This is a genomic window from Qingshengfaniella alkalisoli (assembly GCF_007855645.1).
Classification (GTDB): Bacteria; Pseudomonadota; Alphaproteobacteria; order Rhodobacterales; family Rhodobacteraceae; genus Qingshengfaniella; species Qingshengfaniella alkalisoli.
The window spans coordinates 983,602-1,002,957 of the sequence record NZ_CP042261.1; the positions used below are offsets into that span (position 1 = coordinate 983,602).

Here is a 19,356-nt window from a genome sequence, read left to right on the forward strand (position 1 = left end):
TCAGTCTTCGTTTGGATCGGCAACGAAGGGGGTGCTATCCCCTTTGGGCCGCTCGGTGGGCATTTCCCCGGTGACCAGATAGATGACCTGCTCGGCAATCGAAGTGACGTGGTCGCCCATCCGCTCGATATTCTTGGCGATGAAATGCAGATGCATGCAGCCGGTGATGTTGCGCGGATCTTCCATCATATAGGTCAGCAACTGCCGGAACAGCGCGTTATACATCTGGTCAACTTCCCGGTCACGCAGGCGAACATCCTCGGCGAGATCGGTGTCGCGATGGATATAGCTGTCGAGCGCATCTTTTAGCATCTCACCTACGGTCCGTGCCATACGGCGGATGTCCGAGGCGGATTCCTCGATGGGCTTCATCTGCACGAGAACCGAGCTTCGCTTCGCCATGTTCTTTGCGTAATCGCCGACCCGTTCCAGATTGCTGCTGACTTTCATCACGGTCAATGCTGTGCGCAGGTCTTCTTGCGTTGGTGCACGCATCGCGATCAGGCGGGCGGCCTCTTCGTTAACCTTTTGCTCCAGCTCGTCGACCTGTATGTCGTTCTTGCGAACATGTTCGGCAAGTTCTTCGTCGCGCGTTTCCAGCGCGGTCGACGCATCTTGGATCGCCGCCTCCACCAGACCACCCATGCGCATGATCTGAGCCTGCACAATTTCCAGATCGCGATCATATTGCTCTGTGAAGTCGGGCTGGCGGTCGGTCATGGTGGCTCCTTGGTCGCTGCCTTTGCGGTTACCGAAGATGCACTACAACCGCAACTCCGCGCCTGGTATCATTGCAATCGATCCCAAACGAAGCACGACAAACATATGACATTCTGCGTCACAGGGCTGGGGCTGGAAAGATGACAGAAAAGCAACTGCCCTCGCCCGGCGTGCTGTCGATCTTGAGCCGTCCGCGATGGCGATTCACGATATGCTTCACAATCGCGAGCCCCAAACCTGTCCCGCCAAGCGCCCGCGACCTATGGCTGTCGGCGCGGTAGAAGCGTTCGGTCAGACGGTGCAGATGCCGCGCCTCAATTCCAGCGCCGAAATCCTTCACATCGACCCGAACAGCAGGTGCCCGCAACACCGGATCACGGTCGAGCGCGGCAATACGCAGTTCCACACGGTCGCCATCCGCACCGTATTTCAGCGCATTTTCGGTAAGGTTCGTGAAGACCTGAACCAGTTGATCGGTTTCTCCGGTGACAATCGTACTCGCGTCCCTGTCCACGACGAGTTGTAGATCGACCTCGGCGGCGTCGGCCATCGGACGCAAGGAACGAATGACCGAGTCGATGATCTGCGTCAGATCAACCCGATCAGTGGGCTTGACCCGTTCCTCGCTTTCAACATGCGATAGCGTCAGAAGCTCGTTCACGAGACGGTTCATCCGACCCGCTTCGCGTTCCATGGTAGACAAGAAACGATCGCGTGCATCCGCATCCTCTCGAGCGGGACCGCGCAATGTTTCGATAAAGCCAAGCAATGCCGTCAACGGTGTGCGCAGTTCATGGCTGACATTGGCGACGAAATCGCGTCGCATCTGCCCTGCCGCTTCAAGTGGAGTGATATCCTCGAAACTGACGAGTATCTTCACTTGTCCCCCTTCGCGCAGCGGAACACAGCGAACACGGTAGACGGCGTTCTGGGCATGATCCCGGCCATGATAGCGCGTGGTGCCCGCCGTGCCCTTCTCGATCGCGTCGGCAATACAATCCAGCACATCAGGCTGACGCATGATCGTGAAGAAATGCCGCCCCTCCATGTTCGTGCCGAAAAGCTGCTCTGCCGCTTCATTGAGGTTGAGGATACGCTCATCTTCGCCGATCAGCACCAAAGGCAGCGGAACGGCGGACATGATTGCTGCCGAGTGATCTTTCGTCATTTCCAAAATATCCTGCACATCCTGCTACTTGTTCACGATCTCCGGACAATAAACAGCCCAACCGAGATATTTTTATGACAGTCGAAGCATATGTTTATCCAAAGCTTGCACCATATATCCCGTGCTGACACTGTGCCAACACAACTTGAGCGCGAATACATGCAACTGCACCTATGATTTTCGGTTCAACCATTCGTTCTGAATTCGTCTATGAACTGTACACCTGATAGTATTTCCGAAACCGCCTGTACTGTTCGCGGTCTGGTTATTGTCAACGCCGTCAGTGGCGGCGAGTTGGCCGAAGATGGATACATGCATCTTCCCTTCACTTCCCTGTCCCGGGAAAGTATCGACCAGTTCAACGTCATGGAAATCTATACGCCAGCGCTGTCCAACGACTTCGACTGCACGGATGTCGCGCGGTTGCTTGCAGATTCAGAATTCACAGGTCGCCTGCTGATCATAAGTGACGGATTTCCCGATCCCTGCCTGATCGTGCAAGAGGTCCGCAGTTCCTTTCCATCGCTACTCGTCGAGCTTGCCGAGACCGGTTAACCGGTCAGCTGACGGGCTGTAGCCCTGCTCGAAACCGTCGCATATTCTGCTGATAACTCGCCGCAGAGCGAGAAAGTTTCGTAATCTCATTCTCGCTTAGTGGGCGTACAACTTTTCCGGGCGTTCCGATAACGAGAGACTCATCAGGAATATCTTTGCCCTCGGTCACAAGCGCCCCCGCGCCGATCAGGCAGTTGCGACCGATCCGCGCACCGTTCAGTATCGTCGCTCCCATGCCAATAAGGCTATTCGCACCGATTTCGCAGCCATGAAGCATTGCCTTGTGGCCTATCGTGCAGTTTTCGCCGATCGTCAGCGGAAAGCCCATATCCGTATGCAGCACGGAGTTCTCCTGAATGTTAGACCCCGAGCCGACCGTGATGGTTTCGTTGTCGCCGCGCAGCGTCGCGCCGAACCACACCGATACGCCACTCTCCAACACGATCTTGCCAATAAGGTTGGCATCGGGCGCCACCCAGAAATCACCATCTTCGGGAAAATTCGGGGTAATACCGTCAAGTGCATAGATCGTCATGCCATGTCCTCGAATTCATTGTTCAGCGCTCGGACGCGGTCCATCAGACCCGGCTGCCGGCTGCGTTTCAGGCGCTCAGCGGTGACAATCGCGCGAATTTCCTCTTCGGCACGATCCAGGTCGTGGTTGATCAGGACATAGTCATATTCGGCCCAATGGCTGATTTCGTCACGGCTGCGGGTCATGCGATGCGCGATCGTTTCCGGGCTGTCTTGGTTCCGTGATTTCAGGCGACGTTCCAGTTCTGCAATCGACGGGGGCAGCACGAAGATCGACACGACATCCTCTGCACGGACGGAGTTCCTGATCTGCTGTCCGCCCTGCCAGTCAATGTCGAACAGCACGTCATAACCCTCGTCGAGAGACTTGATTACCGGCCCTTTGGGTGACCCGTATCGATTACCAAAGACTTCCGCATGTTCCAGCATTTCGCCGTCTGCTACCATCTGTTCAAAATCATCGTGCGAATGAAACAGGTAATCGACGCCGTGAGTTTCTCCGGACCTTGGGGCACGAGTTGTGGCAGATACTGAAAACCGGATGTCAGAATCCCATTCCCGGAGCCTGCGCGCCAGCGTGGACTTGCCCGCACCCGAGGGCGAAGACAAAATGATCAGCAACCCCCTGCGCTCCGGCATGTCGCATCCTTTCCAGATATTCCGCTTTGCCATGGCACTAGAGGTTGAGCCAGACGGAGGTCAAGCCGGTTTCCCGTCATGTATCGGCGCGATTAACGATTTCACATGATCTGAAACAAATTCCGGAAAGATCATGACAAGTTAAAGAATCAGTAAGATTTCTGAGTACTTTGTAAACGAAAGGGTGTGGGCCGTTGTCAGGGCCCATGCAAATCAGATGAACAAATTACCGACGACGCCGGACAATCTGTTCGCGTTTGGAAGCCACCGACTTATGACGCCCCATCATCCGGCACAAGAACTGGAACATTACTGGGAGGAACTGCGCGGCAATGCGACTGTGCCGAAACGTGCGGATATAGACCCACGCAGAATCGCGGACGCTCTGGAATACGCATTCATTATCGAACGTATCGCAGCGGATGTCGCCCGATTCCGAGTGGCAGGCGCGCATCTGACCGTCCTGATGGGAACGGAAGTGCGCGGCATACCGCTCAGCACCTTTTTTCCGCCCGATGAGAGGTTCGCTGTATCGGATATTCTTGAGCACCTGTTCGACCGACCGGCGAAATGCCGGATGATGCTTGAACCGGAATCCCGATTTTTCGGGGGCTCTGCGGTTTCAGGTGAGATGATCCTTCTGCCGCTGCAGTCGGATTGCGGCGAAATCAGCCGGGCTTTCGGTTGCCTAACGACATGCGGTGATATCAATCGCACCCCGTGCCGGTTCAAAATTCGAACCCAACAGATTGAACAGTTGGGGCTGTATCGCCGTCGTCCGCCGGTATTCAGACCTGCGCCCCCGCCGCAAAGCGTGCCGGCTTTTGCGGAAGCGGCCGCGCCCTATGACACGACCGCTTCCCCGCAATCGCGGACCCTACCCGAGTATTTGCGCGTGGTGAAGTAGCGAGCGTTCTGCCCGCGCGCCCGAACTCAAACCGCTTCGGCGCGATCCTGTGAATGGGATTCACTGATTTCCTGCGCGACGAGGAAGGCAAGTTCCAGCGCCTGGCTTGCATTCAAGCGCGGGTCACAGGCCGTGTGGTAGCGCGATGACAGATCATCCTCGGTTACGGCGTGCACACCGCCCGTGCATTCCGTGACATCGCGTCCGGTCATCTCGAAATGCACGCCGCCAGGGATCGTGCCCTCGGATTTGTGGATGTCAAAGAATTGCCGCACCTCGCGCAGAACCGCATCAAAGGGTCGCGTCTTGTAACCCGTCGCTGATTTGATCGTGTTGCCATGCATCGGGTCACACGACCAGACGACATTGGCGCCCGCGGATTTCACCGTCTTGATCAGGCGCGGCAGATGATCGCCGACATTGCCTGCGCCAAAGCGCGCGATCAGCGTCAGACGCCCTGCCTCGTTCTCAGGGTTCAACTTTTCCATCAGCACCTTGAGGTCTTCCTCGGTGGTTGACGGGCCGCATTTCAGGCCAATGGGGTTTTGTACACCGCGGCAGAATTCGACATGTGCACCATCGGGCTGACGCGTCCGATCCCCGATCCAGATCATATGACCGGACCCGGCCACCGGCTTGCCAGTGGTTGAATCGATCCGGCACAGCGCTTCCTCATATTCCAGTAGAAGCGCCTCGTGGCTGGTATAGAAGTCCACCGACTGCAACGTATGCGCGGTATCCTGATTGACACCCGCCGCCTTCATGAAGTCCAGCGTGTCAGAAATCCGGTTGGCCATGTCGCGGTAGCGTTCGGCCTCGTCGCTTTCGGTGAAACCCAATGTCCAGCTATGGACCTGATGCACATCTGCATAACCGCCGGTCGAGAAGGCCCGCAACAGGTTCAAAGATGCTGCCGCCTGCGTGTAAGCCTGAAGCATCCGCTTTGGGTCGGGGATACGTGCCTCGGCCGTGAAGTCGATGTCATTGATGATATCACCACGGTAGCTGGGCAGTTCCACGCCGTTGATCGTTTCCGTCGCACTGGAACGGGGCTTGGCGAACTGGCCTGCCATACGACCGACCTTCACGACCGGTACTTTCGCGGCGTAGGTCAGCACCATGGCCATCTGCAACATCACCTTGAACGTGTCGCGGATCGCGTCTGCGCTGAATTCACCGAAGCTCTCGGCGCAATCCCCCCCCTGGAGCAGGAAGGCTTCGCCACGCGATGCCTGCGCCAAGGCTGATTTCAGCCGCCGCGCCTCGCCCGCAAAGACCAACGGCGGATATTTCGACAACTGGGCTTCCACTTGGGCCAGTTCCGCCGAGTCGGGATACTCCGGCATCTGGACCCGCGGCTTGTTTCTCCAGTCGGATTTTGTCCATGCGTTGGTCATAGCTGTCTTCCAGTTATCACTAGATCTATAGGTCTGGCCTTGCTGCGCAGGATTGCCCTACGTGTCAAGCGCTAACACCGTAATCAGCGCGACTTGTGGCCTCAGTTTTTCAAAGCGCACAATCAAATTTACGGAACTGGCCCGAAACGATTCGAGCCCCCGAACACGACGCTTCGAGCTACATACCTAGAAATACTGATTATTCATCGACTGCGTAACAAAATTGCGCAATCGGAAGGCTCTTCATCCGTAATTGACCTGTTGACGTTACTGCAGCCTCCTATTCCCAGTCGTGATTTTCTTTTCTTTTAACATGAGTGAGGCTAGCCTCCGGCAATGGGCATAGATCCAGAAAGATCAACTTGAGGGAGTTAAAAGTATGAAACGTCTACTTGCCGCGACCGCCGCGACCGCATTGTTTGCGGGCGCCGCGTCTGCAGAAGACATCAAACTCGGTATAGCCTTGGGCTTTACGGGTCCGCTTGAATCGCTGGCCCCGTCGATGGCAGCCGGCGCTGAAATGGCGATCGCCGAGGTCAGCGACAGCGGCAAATTGCTCGATGGTACGACGATCGAAGCCGTTCGGGGCGACAGCACATGCATCGACGCGGGCGCAGCAACTGCAGTTGGCGAACGTCTGGCTACCTCCGACGGTGTGAAGGGTATCATGGGGGCGATGTGTTCCGGTGCCACCGGCGCAATTCTCAGTAACGTCGCGTTGCCGAACGGCATCGTCATGATTTCGCCATCCGCAACGTCCCCGGGTCTCACGACCGTCGAAGATAACGGGCTGTTTTTCCGCACATCACCGTCAGATGCACGTCAGGGCCAGATCATGACGGACATCCTGAATGACCGTGGCATCACCGAAGTAGCGGTGTCCTACACGAACAATGACTACGGCAAAGGGCTGGCAGACAGCTTCCAGGCGGTATTCGAAGAAGGCGGCGGCACCGTGACCCTGTCCGCGCCGCATGAAGACAATAAAGGCGACTATTCTGCCGAGATAGGTGCGCTTGCCTCCGCAGGTGGTGAACTGCTTGTCGTCGCTGGCTATGCTGATTCCGGCGGCTCCGGTATCATCCAGTCGGCGCTCGACTCTGGTGCATTCGACACCTTCATGCTGCCGGACGGTATGGTGAGTTCGACGCTGATCGAAAACTTTGGCTCCGACATCGACGGCTCCTTCGGCCAGCATCCGGGCACCGACAGCCCCGGCGCTCAGCAGTTCGAAGATGCCGCATCCGCAGCAGGCTTCGATGGTGCTTCCGCCTTCGCCAAGGAAAGCTACGACGCCACCGCACTGATGCTGCTGGCAATGCAAGCGGCGGGTTCGACCGATCCGTCCGTCTACAAGGACAGCGTCATGGATATCGCCAACGCACCGGGCGAAGAAATCTTCCCGGGCGAACTGGGTAAGGCGCTCGACATTCTGAAGGACGGTGGCGATATCGACTATGTCGGCGCATCTGCCGTTGAACTGATTGGGCCGGGTGAATCCGCAGGTAACTACCGCGAGATCGAGATCGAAGGTGGTGAGATCACCACTGTCGGCTACCGCTAATCGAACACACGCAACAAAAGGCCGCGCCGGACAACCCGCGCGGCCTTCGCCAATTATGGCGACCAATTAAAAGGTTGGACCGACTGTGATAAAGGTCGAAAACCTGCACAAGCATTTCGGCGGGTTCAGAGCCGTCGAAGGTGCGTCTCTGGAAATCGCAGAGGGTTCCATAACTGGCCTGATCGGGCCAAATGGTGCAGGGAAATCAACATTATTCAACGTAATAGCCGGCGTTCTTAAACCGACATCCGGCCGCGTGACCATGCAAGGTGAGGACATCACCGGATTGCCACCGCATGAGCTATTTCACCGCGGCGTGCTTCGCACGTTCCAGATCGCGCATGAATTCAGTTCCATGACCGTGCGCGAGAACCTGATGATGGTTCCGGGCGAGCAACGCGGGGAGACGCTGTGGAACGCTTGGTTTCAGCGCAAACAGATCCGCGACGACGAACGCGCGCTCTTGAAGAAAGCCGATGAAGTTCTTGAGTTTCTGACGATTGATCATCTCAGGGATGAAAAGGCCGGTAATCTTTCCGGTGGTCAGAAGAAACTTCTGGAACTCGGGCGCACCATGATGGTCGATGCCAAGGTCGTCTTTCTGGACGAGGTCGGCGCGGGCGTGAACCGGACGCTTTTGAACACCATAGGCGACGCCATCATCCGGCTGAACAAGGAACGCGGCTACACCTTCTGCCTGATCGAGCATGACATGGATTTCATCGGCAAGATGTGCGATCCGGTCATCGTCATGGCCGAAGGCAAGGTTCTGGCAGAAGGCAGCCATGACGAAATCCAGAACAATGAGCAGGTCATCGAGGCTTATCTGGGCACTGGTCTGAAGAACAAGACCCCCGTCCCGGAGGCGCAGCCATGAGTTTTCTTATCGGCGAGAACATGACCGGCGGGTATGGTGCCGCAGATATCCTGCATGATTGCACCCTTGCGGTCGATCTGGGCCAGATCGCCGTGATCGTCGGCCCCAACGGTGCGGGAAAATCCACAGCGATGAAAGCCGTCTTCGGCATGCTGAACCTGCGTGGCGGACAAGTTCGGCTTGACGGCCAGAACATCACCACGCTCAGCCCACAGGACCGCGTCGCCAAGGGCATGGGGTTCGTGCCGCAAACGAACAACATCTTTACTTCGCTGACTGTCGAGGAAAACCTTGAGATGGGCGCGTTCATCCGCCGCGATGATTTCTCTTCCACCATGGAACAGGTCTATGAACTGTTTCCGATCCTGCGTGAAAAGCGGCGCCAACCGGCAGGCGAGCTATCCGGCGGACAACGCCAGCAGGTAGCGGTCGGGCGGGCGCTGATGACAAAGCCCAAGGTGCTGATGCTTGACGAACCCACGGCAGGTGTCAGCCCTATCGTCATGGACGAGTTATTTGACCGCATTATCGAGGTGGCACGCACGGGTATTTCCATCCTGATGGTAGAGCAGAACGCGCGGCAGGCACTGGAGATCGCCGATAAGGGCTATGTCCTGGTTCAGGGCCGCAACCGTTTCACGGATACGGGACAGGCCCTTCTGGCCGACCCCGAGGTCCGGCGCAGCTTCCTTGGGGGTTAACGAATGAACCTCGAATCCCTGTTTGCGTATATATGCGCCCTGACCGCAGCCCTTGCCGCAAGTGGGGCAATGGCTGCGGACGCACCGCCCATCCAATTGAGTTGCTCCTTTGAAACCGAATGTTTCGAGGACGAAGACTGCGCCGAATCCACTTTCAGCCTGTCCCTGACCGGCGAAGTGGGGATTACCGACGCGCAACTACTCAGCGACAGCGAAACCATCACCGGCAGCTTGGCGGCAACGCCCGCAGGCGGCTTGGCATTTCTCGGAATCACCGGTCCCGCCGTGCATCTTCTGTCCAAGGGCGAAGACTTCACGGCGCGCTACACGGTGCATCTGACCAACGGCCCTATGGTCATCTCCTATCTGGGACGTTGCGAGGCGGAATAATGGACCTACTGAACGCACTTATAGCCTTTCTCAATTTTGTTGCAGTTCCCGCGATGGCCTATGGCAGCCAGCTTGCCCTTGGCGCGCTCGGCGTTACGCTGATCTACGGGGTTCTGCGCTTTTCCAACTTCGCACATGGCGACACGATGGCATTCGGCACCATGGCCACGATCCTTGTGACGTGGCTGTTCCAAAGCTGGGGGATATCGATCCAACCGCTGCCAACGGCCCTGCTGGCCCTGCCCTTCGGCATCGCGATCACGGCTGCCCTGCTCTATGCGACAGACCACGGCGTGTATCGCTTCTACCGCAAGCAGAAGGCCGCGCCGGTGATCCTGATGATCGTATCGATGGGTATCATGTTCATCCTGAACGGCGTCGTGCGCTTCATCATCGGCCCCGACGAACAACGTTTCGACGACGGCACCAGGTTTCTGGTGTCGGCACGGGATTTCAAGGAATGGACCGGCCTGAACGAAGGTCTTGCGATCAAGACCTCGCAAGGCATCACCGTCATCACGGCGTTTATCGTCGTGGCGCTTCTGTTCTGGTTTCTGACCTATACGCGCACCGGTAAATCCATGCGCGCCTTTTCCGACAACGAGGATCTTGCGCTCCTGTCCGGCATCAATCCCGAACGTGTCGTCGCGATCACATGGCTGATCGTTGCGGGGCTGGCCACCATCGCAGGGGTTCTTTACGGGCTGGATAAATCTTTCCGTCCATTCACCTATTTCCAATTGCTGCTGCCGATCTTCGCATCCGCAATCGTCGGCGGGTTGGGCAATCCGCTGGGCGCAATCGCGGGGGGATTCATCATCGCCTTCTCCGAGGTGACGATCACATATGCATGGAAAAAGGTCATCAGCTACATGGTGCCGGAAACGCTGGAACCCTCGGGCCTCGTCCAGCTCCTGAGCACCGATTACAAATTCGCGGTTAGCTTCGCGATCCTCGTGATCGTGCTGCTGTTCCGTCCGACAGGCCTGTTCGGAGGTAAATCCGTATGACACACACCGTCAGAACCGCTGTCATGTTCAGTTTCATTGCCGCGCTGATCCTGTTGGCCGGGATCATGCAAGGCTGGAACAACGCATTGCTGATCCTCAATATGGGGTTGATTTCCGCAATCATGGCGCTCGGCGTCAACCTGCAATGGGGGTTTGCTGGCCTATTCAATGTCGGTGTGATGGGCTTCGTTGCGCTTGGCGGGCTAGCCTCCGTGGTGGTGTCCATGCCACCCACTGCAGGCGCATGGACATTGAACGCAGGGCCGCAGGCTATCTTCGCGCTGGCCGTTGGCATCGGCATCATCGCCGCGTGCATCTATGCTTGGAACCATATGGCAAACGGCATGGCGCGCAGCATTGCGCTGCTCGTGTTGCTGATCGGGGGGTTCTTCCTGTATCGCGGGCTTTTCGATCCTGCCGTCGCGCGTATCGAGGCGATTGATCCTGCCGCCACTGGCTATCTTGGGGGCGTGAACCTTCCGATTCTGCTGGCTTGGCCGGTTGGCGGCTTGCTGGCTGCCGGCGCGGCTTGGGTCATCGGCAAAACGGCACTGGGGCTGCGGTCCGACTATCTGGCGATTGCCACGTTAGGCATTGCAGAGATTGTCATCGCAATTCTAAAAAACGAGGACTGGTTGTCGCGCGGCGTGAAAAACGTCGTGGGCCTTCCGCGTCCCGTCCCGTACGAAATCGACCTTCAGAACAGTGCGAGCTTCGTTTCCCGTGCCGAAGGGCTCGGGATCGATCCGGTGACTGCCTCTACCCTGTTCGTAAAGTTCTCTTATGCGTGTCTGTTCACCGCCGTGCTGGCCCTGCTTCTGGTGCTGGCGGAACTGGCTTTGAAATCGCCTTGGGGCCGCATGATGCGAGCCATTCGTGACAATGAAACGGCTGCCGAAGCGATGGGCAAGAACGTCAAGAAACGGCATCTGCAAATCTTTATCCTTGGCTCCGCCATCTGCGGGATTGCGGGGGCAATGATGACGACACTGGATGGACAGCTCACTCCGGGCACATACCAGCCGCTGCGCTTCACTTTCCTAATCTGGGTAATGGTGATCGTGGGCGGATCGGGCAACAATTTCGGCGCCGTCCTGGGTGGCATGCTGATCTGGTTCCTGTGGGTCGAGGTCGAACCTATCGGTCGCTGGTTGCTGGAGGTGATCACATCGCCCCTGCCCGCCGACAACGCCCTGCGGGTTCACCTGTTGGAAAGCGCCGCGCATATGCGATTGCTAACAATGGGTATAGTGCTGCTGGTGGTGCTGCGATTCAGCCCGCGCGGGCTGCTGCCCGAACGTTAGGTCGACCCATGCGCCAGAAAGGAAACAACGCCGCCCTGAAGGGCGGCGTTTTTCATTGAGCGTCTTTCTTTCTGCGGAACAGGCCGCCCTTCACCTTTTCCCGCATCGTCTGGAAAATCACGTAGAGCGCCGGGATCACGAAAATCCCGACCAGCGCCGCCGCCAGCATACCGCCAGCAACCCCCGTGCCCACCGCTCGACGGCTGAGCATAGATGCACCGGTCGCAGTTGCGAGCGGGATCAGACCGGCGATGAAAGCAAAGCTGGTCATCATAACCGCACGAAAACGTGCGCGCGCGCCCTCGATTGCTGCATCATGGATGTTGATACCTTCTTCCCGCCGCGCCTTGGCGAATTCGACAATCAGGATCGCGTTCTTCGCCGCCACCGCCAGTAGTACCACCAGACCGATCTGGCCATAGATGTCGAAAGCGAGCCCCGTCAGCAGCAAAGCCAACATCGCGCCCGCCACGCCGAAGGTCACGGACAGCAGCACCGCAACCGGGATCGACCAGCTTTCATACAGTGCGACCAGGAACAGATAGGCAAACAACACCGCGAAGGCGAGGATCACTCCCGTCTTACCCGATGCCAGCTTTTCCTGAAGCGCAGTGGTCGTCCATTCATAGCTGTAACCTTCCGGCAATGTGGCCTCTGCAACCTGCTCCATCGCGGCCAGCGCAGCACCGGATGCAACACCTTCGGCGGGGCCCCCGCTCAACTTCACCGAACGGATGTTGTTGTACCGCTCGATATAGGCCGGTCCTACGGTGCGCTCGACCGTGGCAAAGGCACCGATCGGAACCATCGCACCAGTCGCGGAGCGCACATGAATACGCGGGATGTCGTCGATGTCGTTCCGGTTATCCGGTTGCGCCGTCAGGTTCACCCGCCAAGTGCGTCCGAACAGGTTGAAATCGTTGATATAGGCCGTGCCTAGCGTGCCTTGAAGCGTCGAGAACACGTCACTGAGATTGATGTTCAGCGCGTAAAGCCGTTCGCGGTCGATATCCAGATAAAGTTGCGGCGACTCCGCCGAGAATGTGGTGTACACACCCGCCAGATCGGGGTTCTGGTTCGCGGCGACCGCTAGCCCCCGTGCTGTCGCGGCAAGCTCGGACGCGTCACGGCCCTGATTGTCCAGCAGTTCGAACTCGAACCCATCCCCCGTGCCAAGTCCCGGAATAGGCGGCACGTTAAAGGCAATCACCTGTGCTTCGCGTACGGCAAGCCCGTTCATCGACGCCGTCCGAATTGCCGTGAGCGCGGAGGTTTCAACTGTCGTGCGTTCCTCGAATGGCAGCATCGTCACCAGCGAGAAGGCCGAGTTGGATTTCGCCAGCCCGTCGATGATCGAATAGCCTACGACGCTCACCACGTTCTGCACCCCGGGAAGCTCGGACAGCATCTCTTCGACATCGGCTTGCACCAAGCGGGTGCGATTGACAGATGCGCCATCGGGCAAACGGGTTTCAACAACGAAGTTGCCATTATCTTCCGACGGCAGAAAGCCCCCCGGTACCGTCTGGAACAGTACGCCGGTCGCCGCGATTGCCGCGATCAACAGGACCAATCCAAGGATCACCCGCCGCGCGATGAACCCCGCTACGCGACCATAACCGTCGCGCGCGGAGTCGATCTTGCGGGAAATCCAGCCCAGCACGCCGCGTTGCTCACCATGATGCGGCTTCAGCACGATGGCACATAGCGCGGGGCACAGCGTCAGCGCATTGACCGCGGAAATCACCATCGACACGGACACGGTAACCGCGAACTGGTTGAACAATTCGCCCTGAATGCCAGGGATGAAAGCCACCGGCACAAAGACCGACAGAAGAACAAGAGTCACCGCAAGAATCGCGCCGGTGATTTCTCCCATCGCGGCGCTGGCGGCCTCTGCCCCGGTCATTTCGGGGTTGGCGCGCATCTTGGCCTCGACCGCTTCCACGACAACGATCGCGTCATCCACCACGATCCCGATGGCCAACACCATCGCCAGCAGCGACACTGTGTTCAGCGACATGCCGATCGCAAGCATGAAGGCGAAGGTCCCCACCAGGGCAACCGGAACCGCGACGATGGGGATCAACGTGGCCCGGACGCTTCCGAGGAACAGGAACACCACCAGAATGACGAGGATGAAGGCCTCCAACAGCGTGTGTTCGACCTCTTCAAGGCTGTCCACGACGAAATCGGACTGGTCGGCAACGATACTTACGGCCACACCCTCCGGGAAACTGGGCTTCAGCCGTTCAATGGTTTCCTTCACCCCATCGGCCGAGGCCAGCATATTCGCGCCCGGGGCCAGATAAACCCCGATCAGAGTGGCTGCTGCACCGTCGAAGGTGGCGGACGCCGAATAGTCCTGCGCACCAAGCACCACATCAGCGACATCGCCGATACGGATCACCGACCCGTCATCGCCCGTGCGAAGGATGATCTGTTCGAACTCCTGCGCATCGGACAAGCGCCCGCGCGTCTGGATCGCCAGCTGAAGGACAGGATCTTCTTCCATCGGTTGCGCGCCGATGGTCCCGATGGCAGCCTGAAGGTTCTGGCTTTGCAGGGCGGCGGTTACGTCAGAAGGCGTCAGTTCCAATGCGGTCAGCCGATCCACATCGAGATTGATGACCATCGCGAACTGGTTCAGCGCGAAGAGCTGTGCATCGCCCACACCCGCCACCCGTTTGATCGGATCAAGAAGGTTGATCGTGGCGAAATTCGTGAGCATCTCGCCGGTGACGTTCTCGTTCTCGGCACTCAGTACGACGCCCAGCATCAGCGATGGTGACTTCTTGCGAACCTTAACGCCCGTTTGCTTTACCTCGGCCGGAAGACGCGGTTCCGCGATGGCCACACGGTTTTGCACGTTGACCGTGGCGATATCGGGATCCGTTCCGACCTCGAAGCTGACCGCCAGTGAATAGCTGCCATCGGCGCCGGAGGTTGAGCTCATATAGATCATGTCGTCGACGCCGACGACCTGCTCTTCTATGACCTGCGCAACGGATTGCTCGACGACCTCGGCGCTCGCGCCCGGATAGCTGGCCGTCACATTGATCTGTGGCGGCACGATGTCGGGATAGCGCTCGGTCGGGATCACGTTCAGTGCAATCAGGCCCGCGACGAACAAGACGATGGAAATGACCCCGGACAAGCGGGGCCGACGAATGAAAAGATCAGCCAACATCGGTTCAACCGCCCTGTGCGTCTTGTGACTGTTCGAGGGATTGCGGCGGTGCTGCGTCCACCTTAATTCCGTCTCTTACCTTATTGATTCCCTGCGATACCACGCGTTCGCCTTCGTCTAGACCCTGATCAACGATTGCCAGGCCCTGCGTGTTGCGGGCGACGGTGATGCGTCGACGTTCAACCGTGTCATCATCGCCCACGACAAAGACAAAATCGCCCGCCAAGTCCCGCTGAACGGCGGACATCGGAATTGTCAGAACCTGGTCAGGCGTGTTCGACGTCAGAACCACGCGCACCAATTCGTTATGCAGCAGCTTGTTGTCAGGGTTATCGAAACGCGCCCGCACAAGAATGGAGTCAGTGCCCTGATTGACTTGCGTGTCGATGAAGTCGACATCACCGGCACGTTCATACTGTGTGCCATTGGCCAGCGTCAGCGTGGCCGCCTCGGCTGTCTGTGCGTTGCCAGCCCCGACGCGATCAAGGAAATTGCGAAGGATGGAGGTGGGCACCTCGAATTCGGCATGGATCGGGTCAAGGCTGGTGAGCGTCGCCAGCGGCCCAACCTCGGGTGACAGAAGCGCGCCTTCATCCAGCTGCGCCACGCCGATCGTGCCTGAAAACGGTGCGGTAATCTCGGTATAGGACAGGTTGATCCGTGCGCGGTCGAGTGTCGCTTGCAGCATGGCCAACTGACCTTCCGCCTCGCCCAGAGATGCTTCTGCCCTGTCGAGAACAGCTTCAGCGGCCGTGTCGCTGGCGACCAGCCGTTCTTGCCGGTCCCGTTCGATCTGGGCAAGCCTGCGCTGCGCCTCCGCGGCTTTCACATTACCTTCGGCTTCCTGAACGGCTGCTTCATAGAGATCACGTTCGATAGTGAACAAGAGATCCCCTTGTTCCACGATTACACCTTCCGTGAAATGTACCTGCATCAATGTGCCGGAAACACGCGGTATGATGTTGATGGTCTGATCCGATACAAGCCGCCCGTTAAAGGTTGCCGTTTCTCCAATTTCTCTGATGGTGGCGGGTTCAGCGGTGACTGCAGGAAGCGGTGCATCTTGCGCGAACGCGGGCGTTACGCACATCACCGCTACGACGCAGAATAGGCTTGATCTGGTCAATTTATGTCCCTCAATCAGTCAGATGCGTCGCGGGGCGGTCCGTCATTGACGCGATGTCAATTTTGACTTTGCCAGCGATTGCACCACCGCACAACCTTTCTGATGTCATGGCCATGCCGCAAATGACCGATCGGAGCGATCATCCCGTCTGACGGTCATTCGACGAAACTTTCCGGGCGGCTGGCCTTCATGCCGCGCAAAAAAACGGTTGAAATAGGCGGGGTCCTGAAACCCCAGACGAAAGGCGATCTCTGACACTTGGAGGCCGGAGTTCATCAGAAGGTCGCGGGCCTCGCGGTACAGTTCGCGATGCAGATAGGCTTGCGGCGATACTCCCGTTGCCCGCAGGATCGCGGATTTCAGGCGATCGCGCGACACTCCGATGGCTTCAGCGTAGTCGGTTATCTTCCAATGGTCGCGTGCATGCCGGCTAGCGAGGCGGACAAAGGTTTCAACGATGCTGCGCGGAACGGAGCGCGAAATCAACTGGTCTACCCGCGCCCTTCGCCACAGCAGGATGAAGATGACAACGCTCAGATTTTCGACGACCAAGCCGCTGCCCGGCCCCGCCTGATAGCTCTCATCACGAATGCTTTGCAGATGGCCTAGCACCGATTGCCATTCCGACCTGTCGGAGAAGCTCAAGACGAAACTACGACCCAGCATGGCGTTCGGCCCCAACCCCAACTCCTCGCTTGGTACGCAGCGCATAAGCCCGATGTCAGACAAGATCAGGTAAAGCCCGCGACTTCCCGCTTCCAGTACCAGACGACCGCTTTGCCCGGCAGGCAGCCAGACGACGCGACCCGCTTCGATTTGCACCGGACGCCCGCGATCATGCACGACGCCCCGGCCCGACGACAACATGACGACATAGGACCTGTCGCGGGCCAGACCGAACTCCGCCCGACCGAGAGGCGCGGAAACGTCGCGGGCCTCTACATGGGGATTCTGTTCCATGCCGGGGCGACTTGATTGCCCATTGGGAAGGCGTGTTGGCTGGCTCAAACTGGCACCATATGTCCATGTCTTGGCCCTATAAGTGCATTTTTTGTGACGAGCTTCCAGATTAATCTTGATGAACGACAGCCTGCTTGCAGGCGGCGAAAACTTGAGGGAGGACAACGATGCGTTCAATCGCACGTAGGGATTTGGCGCGCCTGCTTGGCGCCACAGCATTCACAACGACACTTAGCTTTGGACTGGCCGCACAGGCGCAGGACGACACGGTCAAGATCGGCTATGCCGTGTCCAAGACCGGCGCAAACGCCACCGGCGCGGGCGTGACAACCATTCCCAACTACCAGCTTTGGGTAAATGACGTGAACGAAGCTGGCGGGCTGAGCCTGCCTGATGGCAGCCAGCGCATGATCGAAGTCGTGGAATATGATGACCGCAGCTCCGCCGAAGACGCGGTGCGGGCTGTCGAAAGACTTGCGACACAGGATGAGGTGGATTTCATCCTGCCGCCATGGGGCACAGGCTTTAACCTGGCGATTGCGCCGCTGATGGATCGTTTCGGCTATCCGCAACTTGGTGTGACGGCCGTAACCGACAAGGCACCCGAGTTCGCCGCGCGCTGGGACAAAAGCTACTGGCTGCTGGGCGGCGGACATGACTATGCCACGGCCCTGGCTGACGTGCTGGCGAAAGCGAAAGAGGCTGGTCAGATCAACGACAAGATCGCAATGATCTCGGTTGCCGATGGCTTCGGGATCGATCTGGTCAATGCGGCGCGACCGGCCTTTGAGGAAGCCGGGTTTGAATTGGCATATGACAAGACCTACCCCATTGGCACATCGGATTTCGCGACACTGGTAAACGAGGCGCAATCCTCGGGCGCGGACAGCTTCGTGGCGTTTTCCTACCCGCCGGGCAGCTTCGGCGTGACCAAGCAGGCGCAAACGGCGGGCTTCAATCCGAAGGTATTCTATATCGGCGTGGGCGGTGCCTTCCCGGTCTATGGTCAGGTCAGCGGCGGGCAGCAGGAAGGCGTCATGAGCATCGGCGGTGTGGATGCCGGCTCGCCCCGGATACAGAACTATTTCGCGCGGCATGAAGACTTCATCGGCGCCAAGCCCGACAGTTGGGCAAGTTCCGTCACCTATGCCAGCCTTCAGATGCTGGAGCAGGCGGTGGAGCGTGTCGGGCTGGACCGCGAAGCCGTGGCCGATGAACTGACCAATGGCGAATTCGAGACAATCATCGGCAATGTGAAGCTCGAAGACAACCAACTGCGGATGCTGTGGACGGTCGGGCAGTGGCAAGGTGACAGCTTCGTCGCTGTTGCACCGGCCGACCGTGACGGCGCGGTCGACGCGGTCATTCCCAAACCCGACTGGCAATAAGGGTGACGGCCCGGCCACCGGTCGGGCCCGCCTGTGTATCCAAAGGTAATCCCCCGTGTTTTTGTCCACACTCATTTTCGGTCTCGTCCTTGGCGGGACTTATGCGCTGATCGCGCTTGGTCTGACGATGCAATACGGCATCGCGCGGATCATGAACCTGGCCTATGGCGAGGTCATCGTCGCGGCCTGTTTCGGCGCGTATCTGCTGTTTTCGGTATCGGGACTGTCCCCGATCCTGTCCCTGATTATCGTCGCACCCGCCGGGTTCATCCTGTCATGGATCGTCTATGCGGTGATGATGCGCCCGCTGGTCGCGCGCTCGGGCGGTGGTGGCAAGCTGGAAGTTGACAGCATCCTCGCCACTTTCGGACTACTGTTCGTGCTTCAAGGTGTCATGCTTGTTCTGTTCGGTGCGAACTTCACCAGCTACGCCTATCTGGACCGCGGGGTGAACCTGTTCGGGGTGACCGTGGCGTTGAACCGGCTGATCGCCTTCCTTCTATCTGTTTGCGTGGGCGGTGCGCTGTATCTGATCCTGACTCGCACCCGCTGGGGTACGGCCCTGCGTGCCGTGGCGCTTGCGCCCGAAGCGGCTCCGCTGGTGGGGCTGGACGTCAACAAGATGGCGCGACTGGGCTTCGCCTTGGGTGGCATGCTGGCCGCCGTCGGAGGCGTTGTCGTGTCCATGTACCAGACCTTTTCAGCAAGCGACGGGGTGGTCTTCACGATGAAGGCGCTGGTGGTCGTCATCATGGGTGGCGTCGGCAATGTATTGGGTGCCGTGCTGGCCGGGCTGTTTCTGGGCCTGACCGAAACCTTCGTGGCCGCTTACATCGACCCGGGTCTCACCATGGCCGCGACTTACGGACTGTTCCTCGGTGTGCTTCTGTGGCGTCCGCAGGGCCTGTTCGGAAAGGCAGCATAGG

18 protein-coding genes are annotated in these 19,356 nt (G+C 58.4%); 10 read left to right on the forward strand and 8 right to left on the reverse strand.

Going from position 1 to position 19,356, the window contains the following annotated elements:
- Nucleotides 1-720, reverse strand: coding sequence for a phosphate signaling complex protein PhoU (gene phoU, locus FPZ52_RS05050; protein WP_146364303.1), 720 nt, complete (start codon nt 718-720; stop codon nt 1-3).
- A 118-nt stretch (nt 721-838) separates the two neighbouring features.
- Nucleotides 839-1,888, reverse strand: a complete 1,050-nt coding sequence (locus tag FPZ52_RS05055) for an ATP-binding protein (protein ID WP_146364305.1) — start codon at nt 1,886-1,888, stop codon at nt 839-841.
- Between the two features lie 210 nt (nt 1,889-2,098).
- On the opposite strand from FPZ52_RS05055, the gene FPZ52_RS05060 reads away from it, so the two are divergent.
- Nucleotides 2,099-2,443: a hypothetical protein gene (locus FPZ52_RS05060; RefSeq protein WP_146364306.1), complete on the forward strand. Its 345-nt coding sequence runs from the start codon at nt 2,099-2,101 to the stop codon at nt 2,441-2,443.
- A gap of 4 nt (nt 2,444-2,447) precedes the next feature.
- Here FPZ52_RS05060 and FPZ52_RS05065 read toward each other — a convergent pair whose 3' ends face one another.
- Entirely contained in the window at nt 2,448-2,978 is a 531-nt protein-coding gene (locus tag FPZ52_RS05065; RefSeq protein ID WP_146364308.1) for a gamma carbonic anhydrase family protein, read from the reverse strand.
- Nucleotides 2,975-3,616 carry a guanylate kinase gene (gene gmk / locus FPZ52_RS05070; RefSeq protein WP_146364310.1) on the reverse strand — a complete coding sequence of 214 codons (642 nt, stop codon included), beginning with the start codon at nt 3,614-3,616 and terminating at the stop codon, nt 2,975-2,977. Before gmk ends, FPZ52_RS05065 begins: the two co-directional genes overlap by 4 nt.
- Before the next feature lie 217 nt (nt 3,617-3,833).
- Between gmk and FPZ52_RS05075 the strand changes: the two genes are divergently transcribed.
- A complete protein-coding gene (locus FPZ52_RS05075) occupies nt 3,834-4,523 on the forward strand; it encodes a PAS domain-containing protein (RefSeq protein ID WP_146364313.1) in 690 nt (229 codons plus the stop codon).
- Nucleotides 4,524-4,549: 26 nt separating this feature from the next.
- Here FPZ52_RS05075 and FPZ52_RS05080 read toward each other — a convergent pair whose 3' ends face one another.
- Nucleotides 4,550-5,920 (reverse strand): class II 3-deoxy-7-phosphoheptulonate synthase, encoded by a 1,371-nt coding sequence (locus FPZ52_RS05080; protein ID WP_146364315.1) that lies wholly within the window; start codon nt 5,918-5,920, stop codon nt 4,550-4,552.
- Nucleotides 5,921-6,299: 379 nt separating this feature from the next.
- Here FPZ52_RS05080 and FPZ52_RS05085 point away from each other — a divergent pair, with 379 nt between their 5' ends.
- From FPZ52_RS05085 to FPZ52_RS05110, 6 genes are all read left to right on the forward strand, one after another.
- Nucleotides 6,300-7,484 (forward strand): ABC transporter substrate-binding protein, encoded by a 1,185-nt coding sequence (locus FPZ52_RS05085; protein WP_146364317.1) that lies wholly within the window; start codon nt 6,300-6,302, stop codon nt 7,482-7,484.
- An 85-nt stretch (nt 7,485-7,569) separates the two neighbouring features.
- Nucleotides 7,570-8,361: an ABC transporter ATP-binding protein gene (locus FPZ52_RS05090; RefSeq protein WP_146364319.1), complete on the forward strand. Its 792-nt coding sequence runs from the start codon at nt 7,570-7,572 to the stop codon at nt 8,359-8,361.
- Nucleotides 8,358-9,062 carry an ABC transporter ATP-binding protein gene (locus FPZ52_RS05095; protein ID WP_146364321.1) on the forward strand — a complete coding sequence of 235 codons (705 nt, stop codon included), beginning with the start codon at nt 8,358-8,360 and terminating at the stop codon, nt 9,060-9,062. Before FPZ52_RS05090 ends, FPZ52_RS05095 begins: the two co-directional genes overlap by 4 nt.
- Nucleotides 9,063-9,065: 3 nt before the next feature.
- Nucleotides 9,066-9,452, forward strand: a complete 387-nt coding sequence (locus tag FPZ52_RS05100; RefSeq protein ID WP_146364323.1) for a hypothetical protein — start codon at nt 9,066-9,068, stop codon at nt 9,450-9,452.
- Nucleotides 9,452-10,462 (forward strand): branched-chain amino acid ABC transporter permease, encoded by a 1,011-nt coding sequence (locus FPZ52_RS05105; RefSeq protein ID WP_146364325.1) that lies wholly within the window; start codon nt 9,452-9,454, stop codon nt 10,460-10,462. Before FPZ52_RS05100 ends, FPZ52_RS05105 begins: the two co-directional genes overlap by 1 nt.
- Nucleotides 10,459-11,766, forward strand: a complete 1,308-nt coding sequence (locus tag FPZ52_RS05110; RefSeq protein WP_146364327.1) for a branched-chain amino acid ABC transporter permease — start codon at nt 10,459-10,461, stop codon at nt 11,764-11,766. The genes FPZ52_RS05105 and FPZ52_RS05110 overlap by 4 nt, the downstream gene beginning before the upstream one ends.
- A 52-nt stretch (nt 11,767-11,818) precedes the next feature.
- On the opposite strand, the gene FPZ52_RS05115 is transcribed toward FPZ52_RS05110, so the two are convergent.
- The 3 genes from FPZ52_RS05115 to FPZ52_RS05125 form a co-directional block, all read right to left on the reverse strand.
- Nucleotides 11,819-14,956 carry an efflux RND transporter permease subunit gene (locus FPZ52_RS05115; protein WP_146364329.1) on the reverse strand — a complete coding sequence of 1,046 codons (3,138 nt, stop codon included), beginning with the start codon at nt 14,954-14,956 and terminating at the stop codon, nt 11,819-11,821.
- Between the two features lie 4 nt (nt 14,957-14,960).
- Entirely contained in the window at nt 14,961-16,082 is a 1,122-nt protein-coding gene (locus FPZ52_RS05120) for an efflux RND transporter periplasmic adaptor subunit (RefSeq protein WP_146364331.1), read from the reverse strand.
- A gap of 105 nt (nt 16,083-16,187) precedes the next feature.
- A complete protein-coding gene (locus FPZ52_RS05125) occupies nt 16,188-17,042 on the reverse strand; it encodes a helix-turn-helix domain-containing protein (RefSeq protein ID WP_168201266.1) in 855 nt (284 codons plus the stop codon).
- A 167-nt stretch (nt 17,043-17,209) separates the two neighbouring features.
- On the opposite strand from FPZ52_RS05125, the gene FPZ52_RS05130 reads away from it, so the two are divergent.
- Nucleotides 17,210-18,430, forward strand: a complete 1,221-nt coding sequence (locus FPZ52_RS05130; RefSeq protein ID WP_146364335.1) for an amino acid ABC transporter substrate-binding protein — start codon at nt 17,210-17,212, stop codon at nt 18,428-18,430.
- Between the two features lie 55 nt (nt 18,431-18,485).
- Complete coding sequence (locus FPZ52_RS05135; protein ID WP_146364337.1) at nt 18,486-19,355, forward strand: branched-chain amino acid ABC transporter permease; 870 nt, start codon at nt 18,486-18,488, stop codon at nt 19,353-19,355.
- Nucleotide 19,356: the final 1 nt, after the last annotated feature.

Bases quoted from the DNA above. Each gene is read 5' to 3' on its own strand.
- FPZ52_RS05095 (WP_146364321.1), top strand. From the start codon at position 8,358: ATGAGTTTTCTTATCGGCGAGAACATGACCGGCGGGTATGGTGCCGCA.
- FPZ52_RS05065 (WP_146364308.1), bottom strand. From the start codon at position 2,978: ATGACGATCTATGCACTTGACGGTATTACCCCGAATTTTCCCGAAGAT.
- FPZ52_RS05055 (WP_146364305.1), bottom strand. From the start codon at position 1,888: ATGACGAAAGATCACTCGGCAGCAATCATGTCCGCCGTTCCGCTGCCT.
- FPZ52_RS05130 (WP_146364335.1), top strand. From the start codon at position 17,210: ATGCGTTCAATCGCACGTAGGGATTTGGCGCGCCTGCTTGGCGCCACA.
- FPZ52_RS05115 (WP_146364329.1), bottom strand. From the start codon at position 14,956: ATGTTGGCTGATCTTTTCATTCGTCGGCCCCGCTTGTCCGGGGTCATT.
- FPZ52_RS05060 (WP_146364306.1), top strand. From the start codon at position 2,099: ATGAACTGTACACCTGATAGTATTTCCGAAACCGCCTGTACTGTTCGC.
- phoU (WP_146364303.1), bottom strand. From the start codon at position 720: ATGACCGACCGCCAGCCCGACTTCACAGAGCAATATGATCGCGATCTG.
- FPZ52_RS05100 (WP_146364323.1), top strand. From the start codon at position 9,066: ATGAACCTCGAATCCCTGTTTGCGTATATATGCGCCCTGACCGCAGCC.
- FPZ52_RS05085 (WP_146364317.1), top strand. From the start codon at position 6,300: ATGAAACGTCTACTTGCCGCGACCGCCGCGACCGCATTGTTTGCGGGC.
- FPZ52_RS05110 (WP_146364327.1), top strand. From the start codon at position 10,459: ATGACACACACCGTCAGAACCGCTGTCATGTTCAGTTTCATTGCCGCG.
- FPZ52_RS05080 (WP_146364315.1), bottom strand. From the start codon at position 5,920: ATGACCAACGCATGGACAAAATCCGACTGGAGAAACAAGCCGCGGGTC.
- FPZ52_RS05125 (WP_168201266.1), bottom strand. From the start codon at position 17,042: ATGGAACAGAATCCCCATGTAGAGGCCCGCGACGTTTCCGCGCCTCTC.
- FPZ52_RS05105 (WP_146364325.1), top strand. From the start codon at position 9,452: ATGGACCTACTGAACGCACTTATAGCCTTTCTCAATTTTGTTGCAGTT.
- gmk (WP_146364310.1), bottom strand. From the start codon at position 3,616: ATGCCGGAGCGCAGGGGGTTGCTGATCATTTTGTCTTCGCCCTCGGGT.
- FPZ52_RS05075 (WP_146364313.1), top strand. From the start codon at position 3,834: ATGAACAAATTACCGACGACGCCGGACAATCTGTTCGCGTTTGGAAGC.